The following is a 25,882-nucleotide window of genomic DNA, read 5'->3' as shown; positions in this document are numbered from 1 at the left end:
CTGGGCAGAAGCCGGAATAGTCGGGATGACGCAAGCGAATAGGCATGCCAAGGCGCTCGCCCCATAAAGGCGCGCCAAACTGGCCTGCCTATGGATGCGCAAAACCGCCCCCCTCACTAGCCGTCTTCCTTGTACAGCAAGAAAGTCACCCCGAAGAACATAGCCACGACAACCGGAACCCATGCAGCCACGACTGTGGGTACGAATCCCGCCACGCCGAATGCCTTGACCAGCACCGTCACGACATAAAGCAGAAACCCAGCCAGGACGCCACCCAGAATCATCGTCGCGGATTGCCCCATCCTTGCAAATCGCATCGACACCGTTGCGGCGATCAGCGTCATGGCGACGAGAAGGAACGGCAGCGCCACTAGCGAATCAAACTGCATGGCAAAGGCATTTGCCTTGAGGCCGAAGGACCGGGCAACCTCGATCTTGCTGGGCAGATCGTAGAAGGGAATGGTCTCCGGCCGCGCCAGCCGCTCTTGCACGAATTCCGGCTTGAGATTGGTCGGCACCCGGTCACTTGCCACCGATTGGATGTTGCCGTCCCGGAAAATTTTGACGTCCTGCAGTTCCCAATAGCCATCCCGCAAAAAGGCGTGCGCGGCGTCCTTGCGTTCGACGATGTCGCCTTGCGGGCTGAGGACGAAGAAGACGGCGTTGGCCATCTCCAGGCCCTGATTGAGAATGGCGCGCGCGCCTATAATAGTGTCGCCGGAGCTGGTTTTCTGCCGGATCCAAGGCGCGGCGTCGGCCGAGACGGCGTTCGACTTGCCGGAACGGAGCTGCGTCTCGATCTTTTCGGACCAGGAAAACGCATGCGCGGCGATCGGATTGATGATGCCGACCGACAACACGCCGAACAGCAGCGCCCCGATGCAGCACGGCAGCAGGAATTGCCACGCGGACACGCCGGCGGAACGTGCGATGACCAGCTCATATCTGCGATTAAGCGAGACCAGCGTCGCCATCGCCGAGAACAGCCCGACGAATGGCACCGTCTGCAGCATGATCATCGGCATTCTCAGCCCTGAAATGGCTAACGCCACGCCGTAGGTGAAGCCCGTCGCCCCGCTCGTGCGGCCGGAAAGCTCCGTGAAGTCGATCAGGAATACGAGCGCCAAGAGGCCGACGAAGAACCAGATAGTGATCGTCACGTAGCGGAAGAAGAAGTATCTACCCAGCGTCCAGCCCATTAGCCGGCCCCTTGGCCAGAAGCGCCACGCCTGGCGAAGCGGAGCTTGATGGCGTTCCAGCCGTCGCTGAAGCGGCCTGCGAAATTCGTCATCCAGTCGGCCCAGGCAACCGGCAGTTCCATGGTCCGGTTGGAGACGATGAACCAAATCGCGATCGCGGACGCGATGATAGGAACGCCGTAGACCATATAGGCGTATTGTGGAACGTTATCGGCCTTGCCGGCGGCAAAGAAACCAAGCCAGCGTACGAAAAGCGCAATCGCGATCGCCGTGATCAACGGATGAATGCGCGCTTCGCGATGGGAGCGCGCGTCTCCCGCGACCGCAAGCGCGATCAGCGCAAAGACGAGTGAATAGGACCATTCGGAAAAACGCTGGTTGACTTCGGCCATGTACCTGTACGGCCTTTTCTGGAACGCCTTGTCGTTCGGACTCGGATTGAGCAGGTATTGGGTCGTCTGGTCCTTCGGTAAAAGCAATATGTCCGACGAGGCCGACATGAAGGCGGACAGGTCGAAGGCGTAGGAGGTGAATCGGATGACCGAAAGATCGCCTGTCAGCGTTTCGCGATGGATGACGCCGTCGTTCATCATCAACACCTTCTCGTCGCCGCGTTCGATGATGGCGCCGCTCTTGGCGTAGTAGATGAGGTTGACGCCCTCTTCGCGCGAATCGGCGACGAAGATACCGCCGAGGCGGTTGTCCGGAAGCCGTTCGCCAATCTGCAGGAACAAGCCGTCGTCGATCTTGCGAAAGGTGCCTTCCTGGATGATCAGCGACAACAGATCGGCACGCGACGACGCCACCAGTTCACGGTTTCTCTGGCGTGCATAAGGGTCGACGCCATTGTCGACGGCGAACGAAAAGATGCTGGCCGCCAGCGCCAGGAGCATGATCGGCCTGACGATGGTCCAGCGCGAGGCGCCGGCTGCGTTCAAGGCGGCAAGTTCAGAATCGGAGTTCATCGCGCTTAGCGTCTGGGCGACCGCGACCACCAGAGCGAAAGGGACGACGACTGGGACGATCGACGGAATGATCAGCGCGGCGACCTCAAAAAAGGTCAGCGCCGACTGTCCGCTGTCGGTGACAAGGTCAATGCGGGCGAGCACCTGCGTCGTCCACACGATTGCCAGCGTCCAGACGAGCGCTGCCAGGAACACCGCCAACGCACGACGCATGATGTAGCGTTCAACGACCTTCATAAAGGCTTTTCTCGATTTTGCCGAACGGCATCATGCCTCCGGACAAGGTAGTGGTCCGGTGACGCCTGCACAACCGGTCCCGTTTGGCGTTCGATCTGGTTTCCCGTCCCACATCGCTGTTCCCGGTGGGCCGGAGTGTCGGCGGCAATGGATAAGAAAGGGCGAACATCAATGGTTAACAACAGGTTGCGGCAGGAAAGCGGGGCCGTGCCGCGACGAATCGCCATCGATTCCATCCGCCATATGGGATCTGATTCCGGCAAAGTCTTGCCAAATGCTGGAAAACGACCAAATGTCGCGCCGATCACTGACATGGCCGCCGTGGCTGCGACAGGTACAGGCATGGAAGCAGACGTAACGGAATTGTGCGGTCAAACCGGCCAGGAATCGATTTTTCGCGGCGCGATCGTGATCGGCGCCGGCGCAGCGGGGCTGGCCGTCGCCCATGCGCTGATAAAGGCCGGCGTGCCGGCGTTTGTCCTGGAAAAGGAAAGCCGGCTTGCCGAGCCCTGGTACCGGCGGCACGAACGGTTGCATCTCAATTCGCACCGCGATCTCTCGACGCTGCCTGGCGTCGAGTATCCCGCAGGCACCCCCGCCTTTCCCCACAAAACCGCAGTCATCCGCCACCTGAACGATTTCAGACAGGCGCATAATCTGCCGGTCCGGCTTGGCGTCGCCGTCGAGGAGATCAGGTTCAACGGCAATCACTGGACCGTTGAGACCAGTGCCGGGCCCCTGCTGGCACGTCATGTCGTCATTGCCACCGGGCGCGACCGGCAGCCGTTCATCCCGCAGTGGAAGGGCTCCAAAAACTTTGCCGGCCGCATCCTGCATTCGGCGGATTTTGGCAAGGCCGAGGATTATGCGGGAAAAAAAGTGCTGGTCGTCGGGGCCGGCAATTCGGGCTTCGACGTGCTCAATCATCTGGCAGGGGCGAACGCCGCCTCTGTCTGGCTGTCGGCCCGCAATGGGCCCTCGCTGCTGCCCAAACGCATCGGCAAGATCGCGGTCCACAGGGTCTCGCCGTTGTTGGCGCGATTGCCGTTTTGGCTCGCCGATACGGTGATGGCTGCAACGCAGCGCCTGGTTTTCGGCGACCTGACGAAGTTTGGCCTGCCGCCAGCACCCTCGGGAGGCGCGAGCCGCCTGACTGCCGATTACACCGCGATCGCCACCGACGACGGCGCCGTCAGCGCCATCAAGGCCGGTAAGGTCGTGGTACTGCCGCAGGTAAGGGAATTTACCCGCGACGGCGTTTTCCTCGACAATGGCAACCTGATTGCTCCCGATATCGTCATCGCGGCGACCGGCTACCGTACCGGGCTCGAACGCATGGTCGGCAAGCTCGGCGTCCTCGATGGCAAGGGCGTTCCGCTTTTCAACGGCGGCGAGACCGACCCGAAATTGCCCGGCCTGTGGTTTACCGGCATGCGGCCAAGCATTCGCGGTTGCTTCGCCAATGCCCGCATCCAGGCCAAGGCAATCGCGCAGCAGATCGTCAGGCAGGGGCGCTGATTTGAAAATTGGGGTGGTGCTTCCGTCCGGAAACGGCCAAGTATCGGGTTCCACCAAGGCATTCTCCCAAAAAAACCAACGCCGTTCCCGAAAGCAGGACATGATGACTTCGAGACCTTCGATCGCCTTCGCCAAATTCGCCACGCCCAAAAAGGGCAGTGTCTTCGTGCTGGCGGCCGACGATGGCGCCCTGGGTGATGCGGCAAAGGCTTGCGATCCGGCCAACACGCTGGAGCGAGCGTTTCCGGTGGCCGACTTTTCCGGGAAGTTTGCCGGGTTGGTCGAAGTGCTGGCGCCGGAGGGCACATCGCTCGACCGGCTGGTGGCGGTCGGCGTCGGCAAGGTCTCGGGGCTCAACGACCATGCCTGGCTGAAACTCGGCGGCACCATCGCTGGATCCTTGCGCAAGGCGACAGATGTGGCCGTCGTGCTCGATCTGCCTGGTGTTGACGTCGGCGGTGGGCATGCAGCGCAGCTTGCCGCGGGCATCCTTCTGCGCAGCTATGCCTTCGATAAGTACAAGACGAAAAAGGACAACGGTGACGCCCAGCGCGATGGCAAGAAGGCCGAGCCCAAAAAGCCGGTCAAGGTGACCATCCACACCACCGATCCGGCGGCGGCGAAAAAGGCTTTCGCCGACGAGGCGGCGGTGATCGACGGCGTGCTCCTGGCGCGCGATCTGGTCAACGAACCGGCCAATATACTTGGGCCGGTGGAGTTCGCCGCCCGCGTCAGCGAATTGGAAGCGCTCGGCGTCACGGTCGAGATCCTGGTCGAGAAAGATATGAAAAAGCTCGGCATGGGCTCGCTGCTCGGCGTCGCGCAAGGCTCGCCGCGTGGCGCCCGCCTGGCCGTCATGCGGTGGAACGGCGGTAAGGCCAAGGACAGCCCGGTTGCTTTCGTCGGCAAGGGCGTCACTTTCGACACTGGCGGCAATTCAATAAAGACGGCCTCCGGCATGGAGGACATGAAGGGCGACATGGGCGGCGCCGCCGCCGTGACCGGGCTGATGCACGCGCTGGCCGCACGCAAGGCCAAGGCCAACGTCGTCGGCGTCATCGGGCTGGTGGAAAATGCCGTCGACGGCCACGCGCAGCGCCCCGGCGACATCGTCACCTCGATGTCAGGCCAGACCATCGAGGTGCTCAACACCGACGCCGAAGGCCGCCTCGTTCTGGCCGATGCGCTGTGGTACTGCAACGATCGCTTCCAGCCGAAATTCATGGTCAATTTGGCGACGCTGACCGGCGCCATCATGGTCGCGCTCGGCCAGCACTATGCCGGCCTGTTCTCCAACGATGACGAACTGGCGAACAGGCTGACGAGCGCTGGGCAGGCGACGCAGGAACGGGTGTGGCGCATGCCGCTCGGCACCGAATACGACAAGCTGATCGATTCGAAAAATGCCGACATGAAGAACATCGGCGGCCGCTATGGCGGCGCCATCATCGCGGCGCAGTTCCTGCAGCGCTTCGTCAAGGATACGCCCTGGGCACATCTCGACATCGCCGGCACCGCGATGGGCGCGCCGTCCAGCGAGATCAACCAGTCATGGGCCTCTGGCTTCGGTGTCAGGCTGCTCGACCGGCTGGTCCGCGACAACTACGAGGGGTGAAGCCTTCACGGCACGATCATGGCCGACGTCCTGTTCTATCACCTGACTGAATCGACGCTGGAGGATGCGCTCCCCGGCCTGCTCGAGCGCAGCGTCGATCGCGGTTGGCGCGCCGTGGTGCAGACCGGCACCGAGGAGCGGCGCGACGCGCTGGACCAGCATCTTTGGACCTTCAGGGACGATTCGTTCCTGGCGCATGCGACCGACCGCGAATCCCATCTGGCCGAGCAGCCGATCCTTTTGACAATAGGCGAGGACAATCCGAACGAGGCGCAGATACGCTTCCTGGTCGACGGCGCGGCGCCGCCGGAGCTTGGTAGTTATGAGCGCGCCGTGTTCCTGTTCGACGGCCACGATGCGGCCCAGGTCGAGGCGGCGCGCACCCATTGGAAGACGATGAAGGAAGCCGGCCACGCGGTCACCTACTGGCAACAGACATCGGATCGGCGCTGGGAACGTAAGGCGTAAGGCCTTTTGCCTCGTTTGCTGATCGTTGAGACGCGCTACAACTGAAGCCGTTCAGCCAATTCAATGAAGTCACTGGCCACCAGGTCCCAGGCCTGATCGGGGTGCAAGTCGGTGGTCTGTGCTAACCCGTGCTCGGTCGGACGCGGAACAAAGGCTGTTCGCAATCCACACGCCCGAGCCGCTGCAAGGTCGCCATTGTGAGCGGCCACGAGACAGATCTCATCTGGCTTCATTGCCAGGACGTCAGCGGTGCGAAGATAGGCTTCCGGCATCGGCTTGTACGCTTGCACGACTTCGGCGCCGAGGATCGCATCCCAGGGGATGCGACTACGCTTCGCCATGTTGAGCATGAGGACGATGTTACCGTTCGAGAGCGGCGCGATGATATAGCGGGCCTTCAGCCGTGTGAGGCCGGCCACCGCATCCGGCCACGGCTCCAATCGGTGCCATGCCAGGTTCAGTTCGTCCAGCTCGGACGCCGGCACCGAAGCCGGGTCGATCCCGAATTCTGGCAAAACAGCTTCCAGATTCTCCCGATGCAGCACGTCGAGCCGTGTAAAGGGCCGTCGGCCGCTGCGCACTTCCTCCATCGCTGGGGAATAACGGCGGCGCCACGCATCCGCGAAATCGGTAGGAATGGCCGTTCCGGCTCCATGCCGCTTCAGGAACGGCTCAGCTTCGCGCGCCACGCCGCTGCGCCAATCGACGACAGTGCCGAACACGTCGAATACTAAGGCACGTACACCACCCAATGGCATCACATTCGGCCTCCCTGATCCGCACATTGCGTCTTTGGCATGGATCGGCCTGAGAAGTCGACCGCACGCTCCCCAGGGCTGGCGTCGGTGGTGCAGCTATGCGGCGTGGGGCTGGACTGGCACCTGCGCATTTGGTGCGATCTCGGCCGGCCTAGCGCTGCCGACACTCGTTGACCGATGCTGCCGCCCGATCTATAAGTGAGACAGGTCTGTATCATATGAGGCTTTGCCCATGTCGCTCCGCGCCGACGCCGCCGAGAAGCGGCAGCACATTGTTGAAACTGCCTATGGCTTGTTCAAGCGCGTAGGTTTCCACGCGACCGGCATCGACCGCATCATTGCCGAGGCCGAGGTCGCCAAGATGACGATGTATCGTCATTTCCCGAAAAAGGACGGCCTGATTGTCGAGGTTCTGGACTGGCGGGCCGATCGGTTTGCACGGCAGCTCGATCGGCTTGGGGACGCAGTCACCACACCCCAACAGAAGATCGCGACTATTTTCGACTGGTACGAGCACTGGTTCGACAGCCCGGATTTTCATGGATGCCTGTTCCAGCACGCCCTGGCCGAATTTGGAGACCCTGAGCACCCGGTGTTCAAGGCTGTCACTCGGCAAAAGGACGGTCTGAGGCGGCGAATACAAAAAATTCTCGAAGCGACGATGCCGGACGCCCAGGCCGAAAGCATGGCTTCGGCATTGTTCATGCTAATCGAAGGCGCAACCCTTCTTGCTCAAATGGCGCAGGGCAAGGCTGGTATCGAGAATGCACGCGAGGCAGCAGAGCGGATTCTTGCTGTACCGAAGGCGATCCAATGAGCGCGGTCGTCGTCGGCCTCGCAATCTTTGCCGCCATCCTTCATGCGACATGGAACGCTTTTCTCCGCAACGGCGCTGATCGGCTGTGGACCGTGACCGTCATGAGCATTTCCAGCACGGTATTGGCGTTTCCGTTTATCTTTATCCTTCCACTGCCGGCCGCTGGTGCTTGGCCGTACATTGCGCTTTCTGCCGCCCTCCAGGTCGGCTACAGCGTCTTCCTCGTCGCGGCCTACCGGTACGGCGAACTTGGACAGGTTTACCCGATCGTCCGGGGGACCGTGCCTCTGCTGGTCACGCTGGGCGGTTTCCTGCTCGCCGGCGAACGCCTCGGCACATACCAGATGGTGGGTGTCACCCTTGTTGCCGTGGGCATCATGAGCCTTTCGCTCGGCAAGGGCAGGGCCTCAACGTCCTCGATCCTATTTGCTCTCGCGACAGGCGCGATCATCGCCAGCTATGCTACAGTCGATGCAGTCGGCGTGCGGTTGGCCGACCATAGCGGCGCATACACGGCCTGGGTGCTGGTTCTCTACGGAAGCCTGCTTCCCGCCACGTTCATGCTCATGCGAGGAAAGCTCGCTGTTGACGTTCGCTCCCCCGAAACATGGAAAGCACTCGGCGGTGGCCTCGTTGCAATGATCGCCTATGGCGTCGTCGTGGCAGCTTTCGCGCTGGGGCCGGCAGGTCCAATTACGGCGCTGAGGGAAACGAGCGTCGTGTTCGCGGTTCTCATTGGATGGTTGTTCCTTGGGGAAACCTTGACCGCTCGCCGCATTGTCGCCTGCGGTATCGTAGCGATCGGCGCGATCTGCCTCGGCTACCAATCATGATCTGTCGCAAAATTCCCGATTAGAGCGACAGTTTTGCACCTGATTTTGCAACGTCGCAGAAGCCTTTTGCGGCAACGTTCAAGGTCCGAAAGGGTCGTGAGCGGAAATTCAAACTGGGCGCTGCCAGCCACTTGACGAAAGGATGATCGCGCGCAAAACTGCTAAGATGTCAGACCAATTTGGAAATAGGTGGCGATGCGAGCGCGCGGCCAACTGCCCGGGGCACCTGCCACGCGTGTGGCAATCGCCACGCTCCCGCCACTGGATCGCGGCAAGCAGGTCATGGAAGCGCTGGCCGACTATGTCGAGCGCGGCGCGCTGAAGAGCGGTGACCGGCTTCCGACCGAACGCGAATTGATGGCCGCGCTTTCCGTCGGGCGTTCGACAATACGGGAGGCGATGGGGCGTTTCGAAGCGCTCGGCGTCACCGAGACCCGCAAGGGCAGCGGCACCTATCTGCTCAAGCCGATATCCGCCGGCACGATCCATTTGCCGCTGTCGCTCGATACGGCAGAGCTGCGCGACGGTCTCTTGCACACCCTCGAGGTGCGCCGCGGCATCGAGGCCGAGGCAAGCATGGTTGCGGCACGGCGGCGAACGGCCGACGATCTCAGGACGATCGAGGAAAAACTTATTGAGATGGAACGCGTCCATCTTGCCACCGGCACGTCGGGTCCGGAAGACCTGGCCTTCCATCTGGCCGTCTACGACGCCACGCACAACCCGCTTTTCCGGCAGCTCCTGGGGCAGATGCGCGAAGCGTTCGAGCGCTTCTGGGACCATCCTTTCGACCGCCAGGATTTCGCGCGGCGATCATTTCCGTATCACCGCGAATTGTTCGATGCCATCGTCGCCAAGGACGCGGAGCTGGCGCGCGGAAAAACGTTGAAGATCCTCGAGATCGTGGAAGAGGATATCGAGGAAATGTCGAAATGAACGGTCCCGATTTTTTCGACCAGGCATCGCTGATTGCCGCGCATGACGGGGGCAACGCCTTCGATGCCGTCGTGCCGCCGATCGTGCAGACTTCGCTCTTCACCTTCCCGAACTATGACGAGATGCTCGAGACATACCGCGGCGAAAAAGTGCGGCCGACCTACACGCGTGGGCTGAACCCGACCGTGCGCATGTTCGAGGAAATGCTCGCAAAACTGGAAGGCGCCGAGGACGCGATCGGTTTTGCGAGCGGCATGTCCGCCATCTCGTCGGCGGTGCTGAGCTTTGTCGAGCCCGGCGACCGCATCGTCGCGGTCAGGCACATCTACCCGGACGCGTTCCGGCTGTTCGGGACGCTGCTGGCGCGCATGCGCATCGAAGTGACCTATGTCGATGGGCGCGACGAAGCTGCCGTCGCCAGCGCCCTACCTGGCGCCAAGCTGTTCTATATGGAAAGCCCGACCAGTTGGGTCATGGAAACGCATGACATCGGTGCGCTCGCTGCGCTGGCAAAGTCCCGTGGCATCCCGACCATCATCGACAACAGCTGGGCCAGCCCGGTCTTCCAGCGGCCGCTGTCGCTCGGCGTCGATATTGTGGTCCACTCCGCATCCAAGTATCTGGGAGGCCACAGCGATGTCGTGGCCGGCGTGGTCGCGGGCTCGAAGGACTTGATCAGCCGCATCCGCGCCGAAGCCTACCCATATCTCGGCGGCAAGCTGTCGCCATTCGATGCCTGGCTCCTGATCCGCGGCTTGCGGACACTGCCGATCCGGATGCGCGCGCATCAGGCGTCCGGCCTCGAAATCGCACGGCGCCTGCAGGATCATCCGATCGTCGAGAAGGTCTGTCATCCGGGCCTGGCCAACCGGCTTCCCGCGGGGCTCACCGGCACGTCGGGCCTGTTTTCATTCGTCTGCCGCGACGGCATCGACATCCGGACGTTTGCCGACCGCCTTAAGCTGTTCAAGCTGGGTGTGTCGTGGGGCGGCCATGAAAGCCTCATTGTACCGGGTGCGGTCGTGCTGCAGCAGAAAGCCCAACCCAATTCCGCGCTGGCGTTCGGCGTCCATCCGCGGTCCGTGCGTCTCCATGTCGGCCTCGAGGGAACCGAGGCGCTGTGGAGAGACCTGGAAACGGCGATCGCCGCCGCTTCCGAAGAAAAGACCTGAAGCAATCAGACAAGAAGGGAACGGAAAATGAAGAAGCTTCTTATCGCGGCATTCGCGACCGTACTGATGTCGGGTGCCGCACTCGCCGACACGACGCTGAAGCTCGTGGAGGTGATCACTAGCCCCGAGCGCACCGAAACCCTTAAATCGATCGTCTCCAAATTCGAGGCCGCCAACCCGGGCACGAAGGTCGAGGTCATTTCGCTGCCCTGGGGCGAAGCGTTCCAGAAGTTCGCGACCATGGTGTCTGCCGGCGAAATCCCCGACGTCATGGAGATGCCGGACACCTGGCTGTCGCTCTATGCCAACAACGGCCTGCTTGAGAGCCTGGAGCCCTATCTCGCCAAATGGGAGCACACTTCGGGCCTCACTGATCGCGCGCTCGAACTCGGCCGCGACGTGAACAATACCGCCTACATGTTACCCTATGGCTTCTATCTCCGGGCGATGTTCTACAACAAGAAGCTGTTCCAGGAGGCTGGTGTCGCCGCGCCGCCCAAGACGATGGATGAGTTCGTGGCGGCGTCGGAGAAAGTCTCCAAGCTTCCGGGCAAATATGGCTACTGCCTGCGCGGCGGGCCGGGGGGCCTCAACGGCTGGATGATGTTCGGCGCAACCATGGCCGGCTCCAACAAATTCTTCAATGATGACGGCACCTCGACCATGAACAGCGAAGGCTGGGTCAAGGGACTGACCTGGGTTGTCGATCTCTACAAGAAGGGATTGGCACCGAAGGATAGCGTCAACTGGGGCTTCAACGAAATCGTCGCGGGTTTCTATACCGGTACGTGCGCAATGCTCGATCAGGATCCAGACGCGCTGATCGCAATCGCCGAGCGGATGAAGCCGGAAGACTACGGCGTCATGACCATGCCGAAGGGGCCGAGCGGCAAGACGTTTCCGACCATCGGCTATGCCGGTTGGTCGATGATGGCAGCCAGCCAGAACAAGGACCTCTCCTGGAAGCTGATCGAAACGCTCGAAGGGCCGGAGGGCAATGTCGAGTGGAACAAGCGCACCGGGGCGCTGCCGGTCCACAAGTCGGCTGAAAAGGATCCGTTCTACGCGAGCGAGCAGTTCAAGGGCTGGTTCGCCGAACTCGAGGACAAGGATGCGGTCCCGACGGTCATGCCGACCTATCTCGAGGAGTTCGCCTTCTTCAAGGACTCGATGGTCATCAAGACCAGTCAACAGGCGCTGCTCGGCGATATCACGCCAGAGGAAATGGCCAACCAGTGGGCCGACTATCTGACCAAGGCGCAGCAGAAATTCCTGGCCAAGAAATAAACGGCGGACCGCGAGCATCGGAGCCGCCCATCGTGGGTGGCTCCGATAGGCCTCGTCCATGGTCGATTGGAACGAAAGCGTTACCCGATGGTTCTTGACGCCACTGCCGGCCTCCCGGAATCGCGCCACCGGTCGCTGGTCGACCGGATCACGCGCCATGCCGAACCATATCTTTACACCGCGCCGGCGCTGATTCTGATCGTCACCATCATGCTGGCGCCGCTGGTGCTAGGCCTGTCCTACGCCTTCCGCGACGTGCACTTGCTCAATCCTTTCTCCGGCGGCTACGTCGGACTCGATCATTTTCGCACCCTTTATGGCGACGACAATTTCTATCGCGCGCTGCGCAACACGCTGTGGTGGACCGGCGCGTCCGTCTTGCTGCAATTCGTCTTCGGCCTGATCCTGGCGCTGTTGCTCGACCGGCCGTTTGCCGGCCGCGCCGTCGCGCAGGCGCTGGTGTTCCTGCCATGGGCGGTGCCGACCTTCCTCACCGGGCTCAATTGGGCGTGGCTGTTCAACCCTGTCATCGGACCGCTGCCGCATTGGCTTTATGCGCTCGGCCTCATGAGCGAGCCGGCCAACATCCTTTCCAATCCCCAGCTTGCCATGTGGGGACCGATTATCGCCAACGTCTGGTGGGGCATTCCCTTCTTCGCCATCACGCTGCTGGCCGCGCTCCAGGCCATCCCGCGCGACCTCTACGAAGCGGCGGCGATCGACGGCGCCGGCGCGATCAGGCGGTTCACCTCGATCACATTGCCATTCCTTGCGCCGACCATTGCGATCACCGTGCTGTTGCGCACCGTCTGGATCTCGAACTTCGCCGACCTGATCATCGTGATGACCAGCGGCGGGCCGGCCGACCGCACGCAGATCGTCGCGAGCTACATCTTCACGCAGGCTTTCAGGGCGCTCGATTTCGGCTACGCCTCGGCCATTGCGCTGGTGCTGCTCGTCCTGCTGCTCGCCTATTCGATGCTGATCGTCATGCTGCGGCAAGTCCTGATGGATCGGGCCTGATGGATCAGGGGATGACCAGATGAACAGGTATTCGATCTTCGGCACCGCGCTGCACCGCCTGGCGATCCTCTGCTATGTGGTCTTTGCGCTGTTCCCGCTGTTCTGGTTGTTGAAAGTATCGGTCACGCCGAACGACCTGCTCTATTCGGAGGGCGTGCGGATGTGGCCGTCGCGGATGAGCTTTGAACATTTCCGCTTCGTGCTGGCTCACAGCGCATTCCCGATCTTCTTCAGGAACAGCATGATCGTTGCCGGCGCGACGGCCGTGATCGTGACGCTGCTCGCGTCCCTCTCTGGTTATGCGCTGTCGCGCTTCACATTCCGCGGCAAATACTGGCTGGTCGCGCTGATGCTGCTCACCCAGATGTTTCCATTGGTGATGCTGGTCGCGCCGATCTTCAAGATGCTCTCGCCGCTCGGGCTGACCAACAGCCTGACCGGGCTGGTGGTGGTCTACACGGCCTTCAACATCCCCTTCGCGACATTCCTGATGCAGTCGTTCTTCGATGGCATCCCCAGGGAGCTGGAGGAGGCGGCCAAGATCGATGGCGCCACGCAGTTCATGGCGCTCCGCCAGATCGTCCTGCCGCTGACGCTGCCGGGCATTGCCGCGACGCTGGGTTTTGTGTTCACCGCCGCGTGGAGCGAACTGCTGTTCGCGCTGATGCTGATTTCGGGCAACAGCGCGGCCACGTTTCCGGTCGGTTTGCTCACCTTCGTGTCGAAGTTTTCGGTCGATTTCGGGCAGATGATGGCGGCCGGCGTGCTGGCGCTGATCCCGGCCTGCCTCTTCTTCCTGTTCATCCAGCGCTATCTGGTCCAGGGCCTGACGGCCGGCGCGGTCAAGGGCTGAGTGAGGTTTCATGGCATCGATTGACATCCGCAACGTTCGCAAGAATTTCGGCATCGTCTCCGTGTTGCATGGCGTCGATCTGGCGATACAGAACGGCGAGTTCGTGGTGCTGGTGGGTCCGTCCGGCTGCGGCAAGAGCACGCTGCTGCGCATGATCGCCGGGCTCGAGGAGGTGACCGAAGGCGAGATCCGGATCGACGGCATGCGCGTCAATGAGCGGGCACCCAAGGACCGCGACATCGCCATGGTGTTCCAGTCCTACGCGCTCTACCCGCATATGAACGTCGCCGAGAACATGAGCTATGGCCTGCGGATCCGGAAGGCGGCCCGCGAGAAGATCACAGCCGCTGTCAGCAATGCGGCCAGGAAGCTTGAGCTGCAGCCGCTGCTTGCGCGGCGGCCGAAGGCACTCTCAGGCGGTCAGCGCCAGCGCGTAGCGATGGGCCGCGCGATCGTGCGACAGCCCAAGGCATTCCTGTTCGACGAGCCGCTGTCCAATCTCGACGCGCGCTTGCGTGAGCAGATGCGGGCAGAGATCAAGAAGCTGCACCGCGATCTCGGCGCGACCTCGATCTATGTCACCCACGACCAGATCGAGGCGATGACATTGGCCGACCGGATCGTCGCCATGCATGAGGGCGTGGTGCAGCAGGTCGGCAGCCCGCTGGAGCTTTACGACCGCCCGGCCAACCTGTTCGTCGCCGGCTTCATCGGTTCGCCCGCCATGAATTTTCTGTCGGCACGCTACGAGGTCAGCGGAGCCACGGCCGGCGCACGACTGCCTGATGGAACGCTGATTGGGCTATCGTCAGGCTATCAATTGGAGGAAGGTGCGGCGGTAACGCTCGGCATCCGGCCTGAGCATGTCGAGATGTCGCCGGGCTCGGAGAGCAGCCTGAGGGCGACGGTCGATCTGATCGAACCGACCGGCTTCGGCATCATCCTGCATCTCGGCCTGCATGGACTGCCATTCAACGTCTTCACGCTCGACCGGGCCGCGCTGACCGCCGGGCCGACGGTGACGGTGGCTTTCCCGCCGCAACATTTGCATTTGTTCGATGAGACTGGGATGCGCGCATTGGAATCGAACCTCCAGAAGGGGAAGAGCTGATCCTCCGTGGGTCGCTCAGAGTACTCGAATTTTCCCAACACCGGTTCCCACCCTTGAGGCCGATGCTATTGTCTATCTTGGCACCGCCGAATTCGATACGACATTCGATCTCGGCCTCGACATGGCTCTTGGACGAGGTGGAACGCGCCCGCGACGGCGCCAATGCTAATATCCGGGCTAGGTAGTTGAGCGCATGCGCTTTCTGTTTCTTCTGATCCTGCTCGCCGGCACCGGCATCGGCGTCGTCTATCCCTGGGCGATGACCAATTTCTCCGGCCATGAGATCGGCACCTGGCGGGTCTACGAACAGGGCCGGTTCAAGCCGGTGACGGTGCCACTGGCCGCTCGCGACGCGCCGGTGCGGGTGTTGGTCGATCTGACCGCCAGGACCGAACGCATCGTCGTCTCGCAACAGCGCACCGTGCTGACGCTGACCGCCGCCACCGGCGGCAGAACGGTGCTCGCCTCGACGCTGCAATTCACCCATTCGGAAAATCCGCGCCAGGTCAGCCCGCAACTGCCGGACAAGATCTTCCGCGACGAAGCAGGCCTGATAGCGACGGTCAGCCCCGGCCCTTACACCTTCACCGTTGGCCCCGGTGACGCCGAGGGCATCGAGATGCGCGTGGTGGATCTCGTGCTGCGCTCCGGCGTCGGCGAGATCGACAGCCGGGCGCGGCCGGTCGGGTTTTCGCTGATGGCGGCCGGCCTGATCGGGCTGCTGTTGGCGTTGCTTTTCGGCGGCGGCGGCCGGCCGCAAAATCCGAATTCGCAGCCACCACCGCCGCGCTGGGGCAGGGGGTCGAATTAGCTCGTGAATTACCGCCACGCCTATCACGCCGGAAACTTCGCCGATGTCGTCAAGCATGTCGTGCTGAGCCGGCTCGTCGAATATCTGAAGCAGAAGGACAAGGCATTTCGCGTCATCGACACCCATGCCGGCATCGGCCGCTACGACCTGTCGTCGACTGAAGCGCAAAAGACCGGCGAATGGCAAGGCGGCATCGGCCGGCTGATCGATGCCGCCTTGGAGGCGCCGCCGGCAGCACTTCTGGCGCCTTATCTGGAAGCCGTCGGTTCGCTCAATCCCGAAGGCGGCGTGAAAAAATATCCGGGCTCGCCGCTGATCGCGCGTCATCTCATGCGCAAGCAGGACCGGCTGTCGGCGATCGAATTGCATCGCCACGATGTCGCGAAGCTGAGGGCGCTGTTCCAAGGCGATTTCCAGACCCGGGTGATCGAGCTCGACGGCTGGCTGGCGCTCGGCGCGCATCTGCCGCCGAAGGAAAAGCGCGGCCTCGTGCTGGTCGATCCGCCATTCGAGGAGGAGGGTGAGTTCGCCCGCCTGGTCGACGGGCTGCAGAAAGCGCACAAGCGCTGGCCGGGCGGCATCTATGCGCTGTGGTACCCGGTCAAGGACCGTAAGGCGGTCGCCGCCTTCCGGAAGGCTCTGATGCAGTCGGGCATCCCGAAGTTGCTCGACATCGGCTTCGAGATCAGGCCGCCATCGGCCGAGCCCAGCCTCGACGGCAGTGGCATGGTGGTGGTCAACCCGCCCTTCACGCTGGAGAGCGAATTGCGCACGCTGCTGCCGGCGCTACATATGCTTCTCGTGGTCGAGCAGCCGGCGCACTGGACGCTGGAATGGCTCGCGGGGGGTAAGTCCGGTTAACACCGCAGTTTGAGTATCTGTTGTGTGGCAGAGGCAAGGTGTGAGCTGCCCTTTTCTCACACGGTGCCCAAGATCCTGGGCGCGGTCAGCGTTAGCCTCTGGTGCCCCACAACGGGCTGGCCTTCCCCTCTGCCGACCGAGATCATACAGGAGTTTGATGATGGATGCGACTGGCCCTGGTCAGGCGATTGGACCGAAGCTGCTTCGAAACTAAGAAACCATCATTTCTACAACCGCTTGACCGCGCGCCAGCGAATCCGCACAGTGCGCGCAATCGACCATAAGAGGCTGCCATGACTCGCTTCGCCCAATCCGCCCTTGCTGCACTGATCGCCCTTTGCACGCCGCTCGGCACGTCCCTTGCCGTCACCCAGGCAGCAAAGGCGGCCGACCTTGCCGTCTATACCGATGAAGACAGCGGCGTTTGCGGTGAGGCCTGGGTGCTGAACAAGATCACCAGCCGCTTCTCCTACCAGGTGCACCACGTGCCGAACCTGCCCGATGTCGAGATCACTGATTTCCAGCGCATCCACCAGCACCGCTATCTGCCCGCCAATGAAACCTGGCCGATCGGCCGCCGCTATTGCGGCGCCACCGTCAGCCTGTCCGACGGCCGCGCCCGCACCATCTGGTATCTGATCGAGGAAGGGCAAGGCTTTGCCTCGATCGGCGACAACGTCGAATTCTGCGTTTCGGGCTTCGATCGCTGGATGGTCTACAACGGCCGCTGCCGCGTCCTGCGCTGACCGCGTTTGTCCGGCTGCTCAGCTTCGTCGAGAATTTTGCGGAGGAAGGCGACGTGACCGCGAAAGGCGCGTCGTCCGACTGACGTCGCCTTGACGCGCGTTTGCGGTCGGCGTCCGACGAACAGCTTTTCGACATCGATATATCCCGCCCTGGCAAGCGTATCGATATGCGCGCCGAGATTGCCGTCGGTTGCAGTGACGATAGCTTTCAATCGGCTGAATTCCAGCATTTCGCGCCTTTTCAGAGAATTCAGCGCCGCCATGATCCTGAGCCGCACGCTCTGGTGGATGATCTCGTCGGCAGCCATCATCGGGCCTGCCGTGGTGCCCGGCGTTCTGTCTCACTCATCTCGCACAGCGCCGTTCGATCTCGTGCGAATAACATTGCACTCTCCGCATGCTGCAGAATACTCTGTGACATGGAGTAATCTGTCAACTTGGAAGAAAATGTGCGAGCGTGGGGTTGCCCTCGGCGGGCCTAGAGAAGATCATGATACAGAACGGCCCCGCTTTGTTTCTGTAGCTTGTGTAGATCGTCCGTTTGTACAAGACGATGAGATCGACGAAGCGGCGCATCATGGTGTTTCCGATCGATGATCGAGGAGAAAAATCGCTTGATAACCTTCGCGCTTCGTAGCGGGATTAGTTCCGGCAAAGCGCGCAGAATGTCCGTCGTACGTCCTCGGAAAAGGTCGAAGAGCAGCAGCGACATTTTGTGAAATCAGCATGAGCTTGTGTCGCCCGTAACCAAAACTTAAACTGCAAAATTCATGCTGATGCTTCGCTGGCTAGCAAGCCGCGAGTCAGATATGCATTGCACGCCGGGTCACTAATGGCCGTCGGCACAACGGAAGGGGCATGACATGGCTAAACAGTCATCCAAAGCGCCGGCATCCAAGTCACCGGCAAAGAAGTCACCGGCAAAGAAGGCGCCGGTAAAAGCAGCGGCGGCGAAAGTCGCAACCGCTGTGAAGAAAGCAGCGCCTGCTGCCAAGCCGAAGGCAGCTGCGGCTAAGGCAAAAGCAGCACCAGCCAAGAAGCCGGCCGCGAAAGCCGCGGCAAAACCGGCGGTGAAGAAAGCGGCACCTGCCAAGGCCAAGGCTGCGCCCGCCAAGGCAAAAGCAGCTCCGGCCAAGAAGCCTGCTGCAAAGGCCGCGGCAAAACCGGCTGCGAAGAAAGCAGCGCCTGCCAAGGCTGCACCGGCCAAGAAGGCTGCACCGGCCAAAGCGGCGGCAGCGAAGTCTTCCGCGGCAGTGAAGAAAGCAGCGCCTGCGGCCAAGCCGAAGGCGAAGGCCGCGCCGGCCAAGGCGAAGGCCAAGAAGTAATCGCGTTTCTTCGCCCGCGCGGGACAGTGCTGATGACCGTTGAGGGCGGGTGCCGGACAGGCGCCTCGCTCGCAAGGTCAGTGCTCGGGCGAGAACAGAGGCGGAGGGAACACAGCTTTCGCAGCTCCCAGGACTTCGCCGTTACGGCGAAGTCTGGTGGGGCATTTCTCTATGCCTGAAAGCTTCCTCGCTGCAAGGCCGGATTGGCCAGGTTCGGACCTGTCTGACCTGTTCAGCTATTCCCGTCGCTCCAACCGCCTCAAGCGAGAAAGCGGCCGCTGCTCCTTGGCAGCTGGTTTTCCCGTCTGTGGGCTGTTGATCATATCGGCGTAGCCGGCCAACAGTGCCGCGCATGACCCCAAAAATCGGGATCGATTTTCGGAAAAGGACCATGCGCAAAATCGAAATTCTGCAGCGTCCTTTGCGCGTCCAATAGGACGCGCGGCGCTGTCGCGGCAATCAGGAACCAGATCATGCCCAGACTGCTCTACGCTTCTACGTCCCCTTACAGTTCCAAGGTGCGTATGGCCGCGCTTTATGCCGGCATCGCCGTCGAACTCGTGCCGATGAAAACCGAAGACCAGCCGGCCGAGTTGATCGGCGCCAATCCGCTCGGCAAGATTCCGGTGCTGGTGCTCGACGACGGCCGCTCGATCCACGACAGCCGCGCGATTACACAGCATCTCAACCGCATGTCGAAGAACGCGCTGTTTCCGCGCAATCCCGACAAACGACTCGAGGCAGAAGTGCTGGAGGCGCTGGCCGACGGCATCTGCGACTGCGCGCTGTCGATGGTCTATGAGCGGCGCACGCGCCCCGAAGACATGGTCTACCAGCCCTGGCTCGACCGCCAGTGGGCGAAGATCACCACAGCGCTCGATCTGCTCAACGCCAATCCGCCAAAGCTGCCGAAGAAGATCACCGCCGGCCAATTAGCGCTGCGTGCCTGCCTTGGCTATCTCTCGCTGCGCTTTGCTGGAAAATGGGAAAAGGGCCGCAGCCGGCTGGTCCGTTGGGCAGCGCGTTTCGACGAGAAGTTTCCGGATCTGAAGCCAGCGGTTCCGGCTTGATGGCCTGAGGCGGGGCGGGCGGCCTTTGGCTGCTGTGAGGCGGCTGCGTTGGCCGAGGGGATTTCGTCGACAGATATTCAGCCTGCGCCTATCGTGGTCTTCCAGACTGGGAGCCGACCAATGGGTGGCGATTTGATCTGTCGTTTATTTGCACTCGTTATTTGTCTGTCCGCCTGTATTGGCATTGGTCTTGAACTCGGCACCCTGACGAGAGGCGGCGCCTCGATGCTCGGCTCGCTATGGGTGTTGATTGGATATTTCACGATCCTGACCAACGGTCTTGCCGCCGTTGTATTCGGAGCCATTGCACTCCTCGGGGAGCGTTTCGATAACCCACGGCTGGTGGCGGGGACGGCTGCCGTCATGGCTTTGGTCGGCGTGATTTTCGCATTGCTGCTCCAAGGGCTGCGCACCTTGGCCGGCGCCACGGCTGAAGCAAACTTTTTGCTCCATCAGCTCAACCCTGTTCTTGTCGTATTGTTCTGGCTGCTGTTCACGCGAAAGGGGACGCTCTCGTGGCGCGATCCGCTTCTATGGGCGCTCTATCCTCTGACGTATCTGGCCTATGTCCTGGCCCGAGGTGTCGCTGAAGGGAAATACGCGTATCCATTCATCGACGTGTCCGCGCATGGCTGGGTCGGGGTCATGTCGAATGCGGTCGTGATCGCTCTCGGTTTCGTCGCAGCAGCCGAAGTCCTTGTCTTGGTCGACCGAATGCTGGCTCGGCGATGACTCAAGGTCATGCGTGGTTGCGTCGGCAGGCGAGATATCCTTGCACCAGTGATGCATCGCGCGAGGGCAGGCGTCAGGCATAAAAAAGCCGGGCACGAGGCCCGGCTCTTTCGTGTCGTGGCTTGGACGACTTAGAACTTCATACCGACGCCGAAGGTGACGCGGTTGTCGGTGGCTTTGACCTTGCCAATATCGCCAAAGTCCTTGTCGCCGAAGTCGGTGTAGCGGTATTCGACACGGCCGAACACATTGTCTGTGATCTTGATGTCGGTGCCGACGCCAGCCGTCCAGCCGAGCATGGTGTTGCTGTCGCTGGTACCGGCCAAATGGTCTTCCACCTTCTGGTTCTTCAGCGCGCCGCCGGCGGTGCCGTAGATCAGTATCTCCGGGGTGACGGCGTAGCCGAGGCGAGCACGCAGCGAGCCTTCGACGCCGCCCTTGGCCTCGATGTCAGCATCTTCGCCTTCGATGCCGCTGTAGCCGATATCGGCTTCAGCACCGTACACGAAGTTGTCCTGCTGCCACTGATAGCCGCCGAAGACGCCGCCGACGAATCCATCGGTGCCGACGTCTACGCCGATATCTTCGGCATCGGCATGGCCGCTGAAGCCGTAGCCGACGCTCACACCGGCATAGGGACCGGCCCAGGACGCGACCGGAAGTTCAGCGATCGGGGCGGGTGCCGGCGGCTCTTCCGAGATCACGTCAGCAGCATAGGCGGTTCCGCCGAGGGCGAAAAGCCCGAACGCCACCGCCAGCGGTCGCGCAAATTTAAGATTGGCTTGCATTGTTCTTTACTCCTTAAGCCACAGGCACAGGCTTGCTTTTCACGCTTTTCACGCTTTTCACGAGCGCCCCTCAACCCGCCGGGGGGATAAACGGATCTGGCGCTCAACGGTTCCGAATGTCGTGTCAAAATGCGGCTGAAGCGAACCTGAACTTGGGTCATTACCGGGCACGAATGAGGCCGAACTTTGACGTTGCATCTGCGCAACAGATCGTGTCAGGAGGCTTTGCCCTGCCGTGCTGAACACCGCTTGGAGCAAGGGGTCCAGCACCCTATATTGCGGTCTGTCAGACCGAGTCCCGGCAAGGGTCGAAAGACCGATCCGGCCGCTTTGCCACAATGCTGCCCAAGGTACAAACGGCATTTAACGCTTGGCCGGCCATATTTCGCCGGCCGGCCTGAAATCGAGGCTTATTGAGGATTGACAGGATGAGCAAGGCCGCTGGAACGGCATTGGTGACGGGTGGGGCCAAGCGGATCGGCAAGGCGATCGTGGAGGATCTTGCCGCGAACGGTTTTGCGGTCGCCATTCATTGCAACCGCTCGCGGGGCGAGGCGGAAGCGCTGGCCGCCCGGATCAACGGCGGCCATTTCGGCCAGGATGGCCGCGCCGCTGTCGTCGCCGCCGACCTGACCGACATGGCCGCGGTCAGCGACCTGGTCGGCCGCGCCGAGGCCACGCTCGGACCTGTCAACCTGCTGGTCAACAATGCCTCCCTATTCGTGGACGATACGGTTCAGAATTTCGACTGGCTTGCCTGGGACCGCCACTTCGCAGTCCATGTGAAGGCGCCGGCACTTTTGGCGCAAAAATTCGCGCGCGCGCTGCCGCAAGACCAGGAAGGACTGATCGTCAATATGATCGACCAGCGCGTCTGGCGCCCGACGCCACGCTACTTCTCCTATGCGCTGTCGAAATCGACGTTGTGGACGCAGACGCAGATGATGGCGCAGGCGCTGGGACCCCGTATTCGCGTCAACGCCATCGGCCCTGGCCCGACGCTGAAGAGCGCGCGTCAGGACGACAGCGATTTTGCCGCGCAGGTCGACGGCCTGATCCTGAAGCGCGGCCCGGAATTGCCTGAATTCGGCGCCAGCATCCGCTATCTCTGGGCTGCGCGCTCGGTGAGCGGCCAGATGATCGCGCTCGACGGCGGCCAGCACCTTGCATGGCAGACGCCGGATGTGACAGGCATTGTTGAATGAGTCCCATGGACCAGAAACACAAACGAGGCGGCGCCGCCGACGACTTGCCCCCCGATATCGACCTCGATGAAGAGGCGGCGGAGGAGAGCGTCGAGGCATCAGCTGCCGGTGCCGGCGGCCCTGAGGTCGCCTTCACCGCCATCGACTGGACGCCGCATGCCGGCGATGCTGACGGCATGATCGGCGCCGAAGTGATCCAGACGCTGGTCAAGCGGCTGCCCAACGCACCCGGCGTCTACCGCATGATGAATGCCGCAGGCGACGTGCTTTATGTCGGCAAGGCTCGCAGCCTGAAAAAGCGGGTGACCAATTACGCGCAGGGCCGGTTCCACACCAGCCGCATCGGCCGCATGGTGCGCGAGACGTCGACGATGGAGTTCGTCGTCACGCGCACCGAGATCGAAGCGCTGCTGCTGGAAGCCAACCTCATCAAGCGCTTGCGGCCGCGCTTCAACGTGCTGATGCGGGACGACAAATCGTTCCCCTACATTCTGCTAACTGGCGATCATGTCTCGCCCGGGATCTACAAGCACCGCGGCGCGCGCTCGCGCAAGGGCGACTATTTCGGGCCCTTCGCCTCGGCCGGCGCCGTCGGCCGCACCATCAATTCGTTGCAGCGCGCGTTCCTGCTCAGGAGCTGCACCAATTCCTTCTACGAGAACCGCACCCGGCCTTGCTTGCTGTTTCAGATCAAGCGCTGCGCCGGGCCGTGCACCGGCGAGATCTCGCATGGCGACTATGCCAAACTGGTCGCCGAGGCGAAGGACTTCCTGTCCGGCCGCAGCCAGAAAGTGAAGACCGATATCTCCGCCGCCATGCAGCAGGCCTCGGAGAACCTCGATTTCGAGCGGGCCGCCATCTATCGCGACCGGCTGGCGGCGCTGTCGCATGTGCAGAGCCACCAGGGCATCAATCCGCAGACCGTCGACGAGGCCGATGTCTTCGCCTTCCACCAGGAAGGCGGCCAGGTCTGCATCCAAGTATTCTTCTTCCGCACCGGCCAGAACTGGGGCAACCGCGCCTATTTCCCCAAGGCCGATCCGGCGCTGGAGGGATCGGAAGTGCTGGGCTCGTTCCTGGCGCAATTCTACGACGACAAGCCGACGCCGCGCGCTATCCTCTTGTCACATGCAGTCGAGGACCAGGAACTGCTGGCCGAGGCTCTCTCCACCCGCGCGGGTCGCAAGGTGGTGATCTCGGTGCCGCAGCGCGGCGAGAAGAAGGATTTGACCGACAACGCCTTGCAGAATGCCCGCGAGGCGCTCGGCCGGCGGCTGGCCGAGACCTCGACCCAAGGGCGGCTGCTCACCGGCTTCGCCGAGACCTTCGGCCTGAAAAAGCCGCCGGTGCGCATCGAGGTCTACGACAACTCTCACATCATGGGCACCAACGCCGTCGGCGCCATGGTCGTCGCCGGGCCGGAAGGCTTCGTGAAGAACCAATACCGGAAATTCAACATTCGCTCGACCGAGATCACGCCAGGCGACGATTTCGGCATGATGCGCGAGGTGATGGAGCGGCGTTTTTCCCGGCTGCTGAAGGAACATGGCGGCGCTCCGCAGAGCGACCAGGGGGCGGACGCCGCGGCCCCGGCCGAACAGGGCGACGATATCGAGGATGCGGGCGGCTTCCCGGCCTGGCCGGACGTCATTCTCATCGACGGAGGCCAGGGCCAGATGACAGCGGTGCGCAAGATCCTCGCCGATCTCGGCATTGAGGACCGGGTCCAGGCCATCGGCATCGCCAAGGGCCAGGACCGTGACGCCGGCCGGGAACGCTTCTTCGTCAAAGGCAGGGACTCGTTTTCGCTCCCCGTTCGCGATCCGGTGCTCTATTTCGTTCAACGGCTGCGCGACGAGGTCCACCGCTTCGCCATCGGCTCGCACCGCGCCCGCCGCAAGAAGGAAATGGTCAAGAGCCCGCTCGACGAGATCAGCGGCATCGGTCCCGGACGCAAGCGCGCGCTGCTCATGCATTTCGGCACCGCCAAGGCGGTCAGCCGTGCCGCGATCGAGGATTTGGTCAAGGTCGATGGAATATCCGAGCAGGTGGCGAAGCTTGTCTACAACCATTTTCATGAGAGTTGATGGATTGCTATTTTCGGTTGGTCCATCGACTATCGCCTGTTGACCCCCCACATTCGCTTCTGATTTGAGTAGGCAGGCAGAAAGAGTTCCCAAAAATATGGCCCAGCGCGCATTCAACCTGCCCAACATGCTCACCTACGCCCGCATCGTCGCGGTGCCGCTGGTTGTGCTGTGTTTTTTTCTTGAGGGGCATCTGAAATCGAGCGACTTCGCCCGCTGGTCGGCGCTGATCATTTTCCTGCTCGCCTCGATCACCGATTATTTCGACGGCTATCTGGCGCGCGCCTGGCAGCAGACCTCGAACATCGGCAAGATGCTCGACCCGATCGCCGACAAGTTGCTGGTTGCGACGTGCCTGCTGCTGCTGGCGGCCGACACCGACCGCCATGCCGGCATCGCCGGCTGGTCGCTTTGGGCGGCGATCATCATCCTGTGCCGCGAGATCCTGGTCTCGGGCCTGCGCGAATATCTGGCGGCGCTGAAGGTCTCGGTGCCGGTGACACAGCTGGCAAAGTGGAAGACCACGATCCAGATGGTCGCCATCGCCTTCTTGCTGGCGGGACCTGCCGGCGACAAAGTCTTCCCGCTGACCACCCAGACCGGGCTGGTGCTGTTGTGGATCGCTGCCCTGGTCACGCTTTACACCGGCTACGACTATTTCCGTGCCGGCCTCAAGCACATCATGGACGAATAGGATGTCGACGAAGCTCATTTATTTCGCCTGGGTTCGCGAGCGGATCGGCAAACCGCAAGAGGATGTCGAATTGCCCGCCGGCATCGAGACGGTGGCCGACCTGCTGCGCTGGCTGAAAACACGCGGTGAGGAATATGAGCATGCGCTGCAATACCCTGACGTGATCCGCGTCGCCATCAACCAGGAACATGTCGAGCACCGCGAGAAGATATCAGGTGCTCGCGAGATCGCGCTGTTCCCGCCGATGACCGGGGGCTGAAATGCCGGCCGCGGTGGTGCCGACGGTGCGCATCCAGGCGGAGGATTTCGATGTCGCCGCCGAGATCGCTCGAATGACGCAAGGCCGTACCGACATCGGCGCCGTGGTGACTTTCTCCGGTCTCTGCCGCGATGAAGCGGGCAGGCTCGCGGCACTCGAACTCGAACATTATCCCGGCATGGCCGAAGCCGAGATCGGCCGCATCGCCGCCGAAGCGGTCGGCCGTTGGCCGCTCCAGGGGCTCACCGCCATCCATCGCCACGGCAGGATTGCGCCCGGCGAAAACATCGTGCTGGTGGTGGCGGCTTCCGCGCACCGGCAGCCCGCGTTCGAGGCGGCGAACTTCCTGATGGATTATCTGAAATCGCGTGCGCCCTTCTGGAAGAAAGAACACCATAGTGATGGTTCGGATGGCGGCTGGGTCGATGCCAAGGAAAGCGATGACCGGGCTGCCAGCCGCTGGAAGCTAAAACCCGGCGAATAAATCCAGCCCGCGGCCATGCATTGACCGC

At 62.0% G+C, this 25,882-nt stretch carries 27 protein-coding genes and 1 pseudogene; 22 read left to right on the top strand and 6 right to left on the bottom strand.

The window, feature by feature from the left end; genetic code table 11:
- Positions 1 to 116: 116 nt before the first annotated feature.
- From lptG to AC0L26_RS26670, 3 genes are read right to left on the bottom strand one after another with little or no spacing between them, the layout of a single operon-like run.
- On the bottom strand, positions 117 to 1,199 hold the full coding sequence (lptG, locus tag AC0L26_RS26680; RefSeq protein WP_473635259.1) for an LPS export ABC transporter permease LptG: 1,083 nt from the start codon (positions 1,197 to 1,199) through the stop codon (positions 117 to 119).
- Positions 1,199 to 2,401, bottom strand: coding sequence for an LPS export ABC transporter permease LptF (lptF, locus tag AC0L26_RS26675; RefSeq protein WP_473635258.1), 1,203 nt, complete (start codon positions 2,399 to 2,401; stop codon positions 1,199 to 1,201). The genes lptG and lptF overlap by 1 nt, the downstream gene beginning before the upstream one ends.
- Entirely contained in the window at positions 2,398 to 2,715 is a 318-nt protein-coding gene (locus AC0L26_RS26670; RefSeq protein WP_473635257.1) for a hypothetical protein, read from the bottom strand. Before AC0L26_RS26670 ends, lptF begins: the two co-directional genes overlap by 4 nt.
- 28 nt (positions 2,716 to 2,743) lie before the next feature.
- On the opposite strand from AC0L26_RS26670, the gene AC0L26_RS26665 reads away from it, so the two are divergent.
- From AC0L26_RS26665 to AC0L26_RS26655, 3 genes are all read left to right on the top strand, one after another.
- The gene (locus AC0L26_RS26665; protein ID WP_473635256.1) at positions 2,744 to 3,919 is read left to right on the top strand and encodes a flavin-containing monooxygenase; all 1,176 of its coding nucleotides are present in this window, start codon (positions 2,744 to 2,746) and stop codon (positions 3,917 to 3,919) included.
- Between the two features lie 103 nt (positions 3,920 to 4,022).
- Positions 4,023 to 5,534, top strand: a complete 1,512-nt coding sequence (locus AC0L26_RS26660) for a leucyl aminopeptidase (RefSeq protein WP_473635334.1) — start codon at positions 4,023 to 4,025, stop codon at positions 5,532 to 5,534.
- A gap of 18 nt (positions 5,535 to 5,552) precedes the next feature.
- Positions 5,553 to 6,002, top strand: coding sequence for a DNA polymerase III subunit chi (locus AC0L26_RS26655; RefSeq protein WP_473635255.1), 450 nt, complete (start codon positions 5,553 to 5,555; stop codon positions 6,000 to 6,002).
- 35 nt (positions 6,003 to 6,037) lie between these two features.
- On the opposite strand, the gene AC0L26_RS26650 is transcribed toward AC0L26_RS26655, so the two are convergent.
- Positions 6,038 to 6,760, bottom strand: coding sequence for a haloacid dehalogenase type II (locus AC0L26_RS26650; RefSeq protein WP_473635254.1), 723 nt, complete (start codon positions 6,758 to 6,760; stop codon positions 6,038 to 6,040).
- Between the two features lie 232 nt (positions 6,761 to 6,992).
- On the opposite strand from AC0L26_RS26650, the gene AC0L26_RS26645 reads away from it, so the two are divergent.
- From AC0L26_RS26645 to AC0L26_RS26595, 11 genes and pseudogenes are all read left to right on the top strand, one after another.
- A complete protein-coding gene (locus AC0L26_RS26645; protein ID WP_473635253.1) occupies positions 6,993 to 7,577 on the top strand; it encodes a TetR/AcrR family transcriptional regulator in 585 nt (194 codons plus the stop codon).
- A complete protein-coding gene (locus AC0L26_RS26640) occupies positions 7,574 to 8,410 on the top strand; it encodes an EamA family transporter (protein ID WP_473635252.1) in 837 nt (278 codons plus the stop codon). Before AC0L26_RS26645 ends, AC0L26_RS26640 begins: the two co-directional genes overlap by 4 nt.
- Before the next feature lie 195 nt (positions 8,411 to 8,605).
- Positions 8,606 to 9,346 carry a FadR/GntR family transcriptional regulator gene (locus tag AC0L26_RS26635; RefSeq protein WP_473635251.1) on the top strand — a complete coding sequence of 247 codons (741 nt, stop codon included), beginning with the start codon at positions 8,606 to 8,608 and terminating at the stop codon, positions 9,344 to 9,346.
- Entirely contained in the window at positions 9,343 to 10,518 is a 1,176-nt protein-coding gene (locus AC0L26_RS26630) for a PLP-dependent transferase (protein ID WP_473635250.1), read from the top strand. Before AC0L26_RS26635 ends, AC0L26_RS26630 begins: the two co-directional genes overlap by 4 nt.
- A 27-nt stretch (positions 10,519 to 10,545) precedes the next feature.
- The gene (locus AC0L26_RS26625; RefSeq protein WP_473635249.1) at positions 10,546 to 11,805 is read left to right on the top strand and encodes an ABC transporter substrate-binding protein; all 1,260 of its coding nucleotides are present in this window, start codon (positions 10,546 to 10,548) and stop codon (positions 11,803 to 11,805) included.
- Between the two features lie 159 nt (positions 11,806 to 11,964).
- Positions 11,965 to 12,828: pseudogene (locus tag AC0L26_RS26620) on the top strand (carbohydrate ABC transporter permease); the annotation flags it as partial.
- Between the two features lie 19 nt (positions 12,829 to 12,847).
- Positions 12,848 to 13,681 carry a carbohydrate ABC transporter permease gene (locus AC0L26_RS26615; RefSeq protein WP_473635248.1) on the top strand — a complete coding sequence of 278 codons (834 nt, stop codon included), beginning with the start codon at positions 12,848 to 12,850 and terminating at the stop codon, positions 13,679 to 13,681.
- Between the two features lie 10 nt (positions 13,682 to 13,691).
- On the top strand, positions 13,692 to 14,792 hold the full coding sequence (locus tag AC0L26_RS26610) for an ABC transporter ATP-binding protein (RefSeq protein ID WP_473635247.1): 1,101 nt from the start codon (positions 13,692 to 13,694) through the stop codon (positions 14,790 to 14,792).
- Positions 14,793 to 14,985: 193 nt separating this feature from the next.
- Positions 14,986 to 15,603 (top strand): hypothetical protein, encoded by a 618-nt coding sequence (locus AC0L26_RS26605; protein WP_473635246.1) that lies wholly within the window; start codon positions 14,986 to 14,988, stop codon positions 15,601 to 15,603.
- A 3-nt stretch (positions 15,604 to 15,606) separates the two neighbouring features.
- Positions 15,607 to 16,464: a 23S rRNA (adenine(2030)-N(6))-methyltransferase RlmJ gene (locus tag AC0L26_RS26600; RefSeq protein WP_473635245.1), complete on the top strand. Its 858-nt coding sequence runs from the start codon at positions 15,607 to 15,609 to the stop codon at positions 16,462 to 16,464.
- Positions 16,465 to 16,757: 293 nt separating this feature from the next.
- Positions 16,758 to 17,210, top strand: a complete 453-nt coding sequence (locus tag AC0L26_RS26595; RefSeq protein WP_473635244.1) for a hypothetical protein — start codon at positions 16,758 to 16,760, stop codon at positions 17,208 to 17,210.
- Here AC0L26_RS26595 and AC0L26_RS26590 read toward each other — a convergent pair.
- Positions 17,180 to 17,521 carry a transcriptional regulator gene (locus AC0L26_RS26590; RefSeq protein ID WP_473635243.1) on the bottom strand — a complete coding sequence of 114 codons (342 nt, stop codon included), beginning with the start codon at positions 17,519 to 17,521 and terminating at the stop codon, positions 17,180 to 17,182. The two genes, AC0L26_RS26595 and AC0L26_RS26590, sit on opposite strands and share 31 nt — an antisense overlap.
- 552 nt (positions 17,522 to 18,073) lie before the next feature.
- Here AC0L26_RS26590 and AC0L26_RS26585 point away from each other — a divergent pair.
- The 3 genes from AC0L26_RS26585 to AC0L26_RS26575 all read left to right on the top strand — a co-directional run bounded on the left by AC0L26_RS26585 (position 18,074) and on the right by AC0L26_RS26575 (position 20,337).
- The gene (locus tag AC0L26_RS26585) at positions 18,074 to 18,535 is read left to right on the top strand and encodes a hypothetical protein (RefSeq protein ID WP_352928828.1); all 462 of its coding nucleotides are present in this window, start codon (positions 18,074 to 18,076) and stop codon (positions 18,533 to 18,535) included.
- Between the two features lie 473 nt (positions 18,536 to 19,008).
- Positions 19,009 to 19,605: a glutathione S-transferase family protein gene (locus AC0L26_RS26580; RefSeq protein WP_473635242.1), complete on the top strand. Its 597-nt coding sequence runs from the start codon at positions 19,009 to 19,011 to the stop codon at positions 19,603 to 19,605.
- Between the two features lie 120 nt (positions 19,606 to 19,725).
- Positions 19,726 to 20,337 carry a Pr6Pr family membrane protein gene (locus AC0L26_RS26575; RefSeq protein WP_473635241.1) on the top strand — a complete coding sequence of 204 codons (612 nt, stop codon included), beginning with the start codon at positions 19,726 to 19,728 and terminating at the stop codon, positions 20,335 to 20,337.
- Between the two features lie 131 nt (positions 20,338 to 20,468).
- Here AC0L26_RS26575 and AC0L26_RS26570 read toward each other — a convergent pair whose 3' ends face one another.
- Positions 20,469 to 21,125 carry an outer membrane protein gene (locus AC0L26_RS26570; RefSeq protein ID WP_473635240.1) on the bottom strand — a complete coding sequence of 219 codons (657 nt, stop codon included), beginning with the start codon at positions 21,123 to 21,125 and terminating at the stop codon, positions 20,469 to 20,471.
- A 428-nt stretch (positions 21,126 to 21,553) separates the two neighbouring features.
- On the opposite strand from AC0L26_RS26570, the gene AC0L26_RS26565 reads away from it, so the two are divergent.
- From AC0L26_RS26565 to AC0L26_RS26545, 5 genes are all read left to right on the top strand, one after another.
- Positions 21,554 to 22,330 (top strand): SDR family oxidoreductase, encoded by a 777-nt coding sequence (locus AC0L26_RS26565; protein WP_473635239.1) that lies wholly within the window; start codon positions 21,554 to 21,556, stop codon positions 22,328 to 22,330.
- On the top strand, positions 22,327 to 24,417 hold the full coding sequence (gene uvrC / locus AC0L26_RS26560) for an excinuclease ABC subunit UvrC (RefSeq protein ID WP_473635238.1): 2,091 nt from the start codon (positions 22,327 to 22,329) through the stop codon (positions 24,415 to 24,417). Before AC0L26_RS26565 ends, uvrC begins: the two co-directional genes overlap by 4 nt.
- 97 nt (positions 24,418 to 24,514) lie before the next feature.
- Positions 24,515 to 25,111 carry a CDP-diacylglycerol--glycerol-3-phosphate 3-phosphatidyltransferase gene (gene pgsA, locus AC0L26_RS26555; RefSeq protein WP_352928819.1) on the top strand — a complete coding sequence of 199 codons (597 nt, stop codon included), beginning with the start codon at positions 24,515 to 24,517 and terminating at the stop codon, positions 25,109 to 25,111.
- A gap of 1 nt (position 25,112) precedes the next feature.
- Positions 25,113 to 25,370, top strand: a complete 258-nt coding sequence (gene moaD, locus AC0L26_RS26550; protein ID WP_352928817.1) for a molybdopterin converting factor subunit 1 — start codon at positions 25,113 to 25,115, stop codon at positions 25,368 to 25,370.
- Between the two features lies 1 nt (position 25,371).
- Entirely contained in the window at positions 25,372 to 25,854 is a 483-nt protein-coding gene (locus AC0L26_RS26545; RefSeq protein WP_473635237.1) for a molybdenum cofactor biosynthesis protein MoaE, read from the top strand.
- Positions 25,855 to 25,882 lie beyond the last annotated feature (28 nt).

It is taken from the genome of Mesorhizobium sp. WSM4823 (genome assembly GCF_055811195.1).
This window is presented reverse-complemented; position numbering and strand designations above follow the sequence as displayed.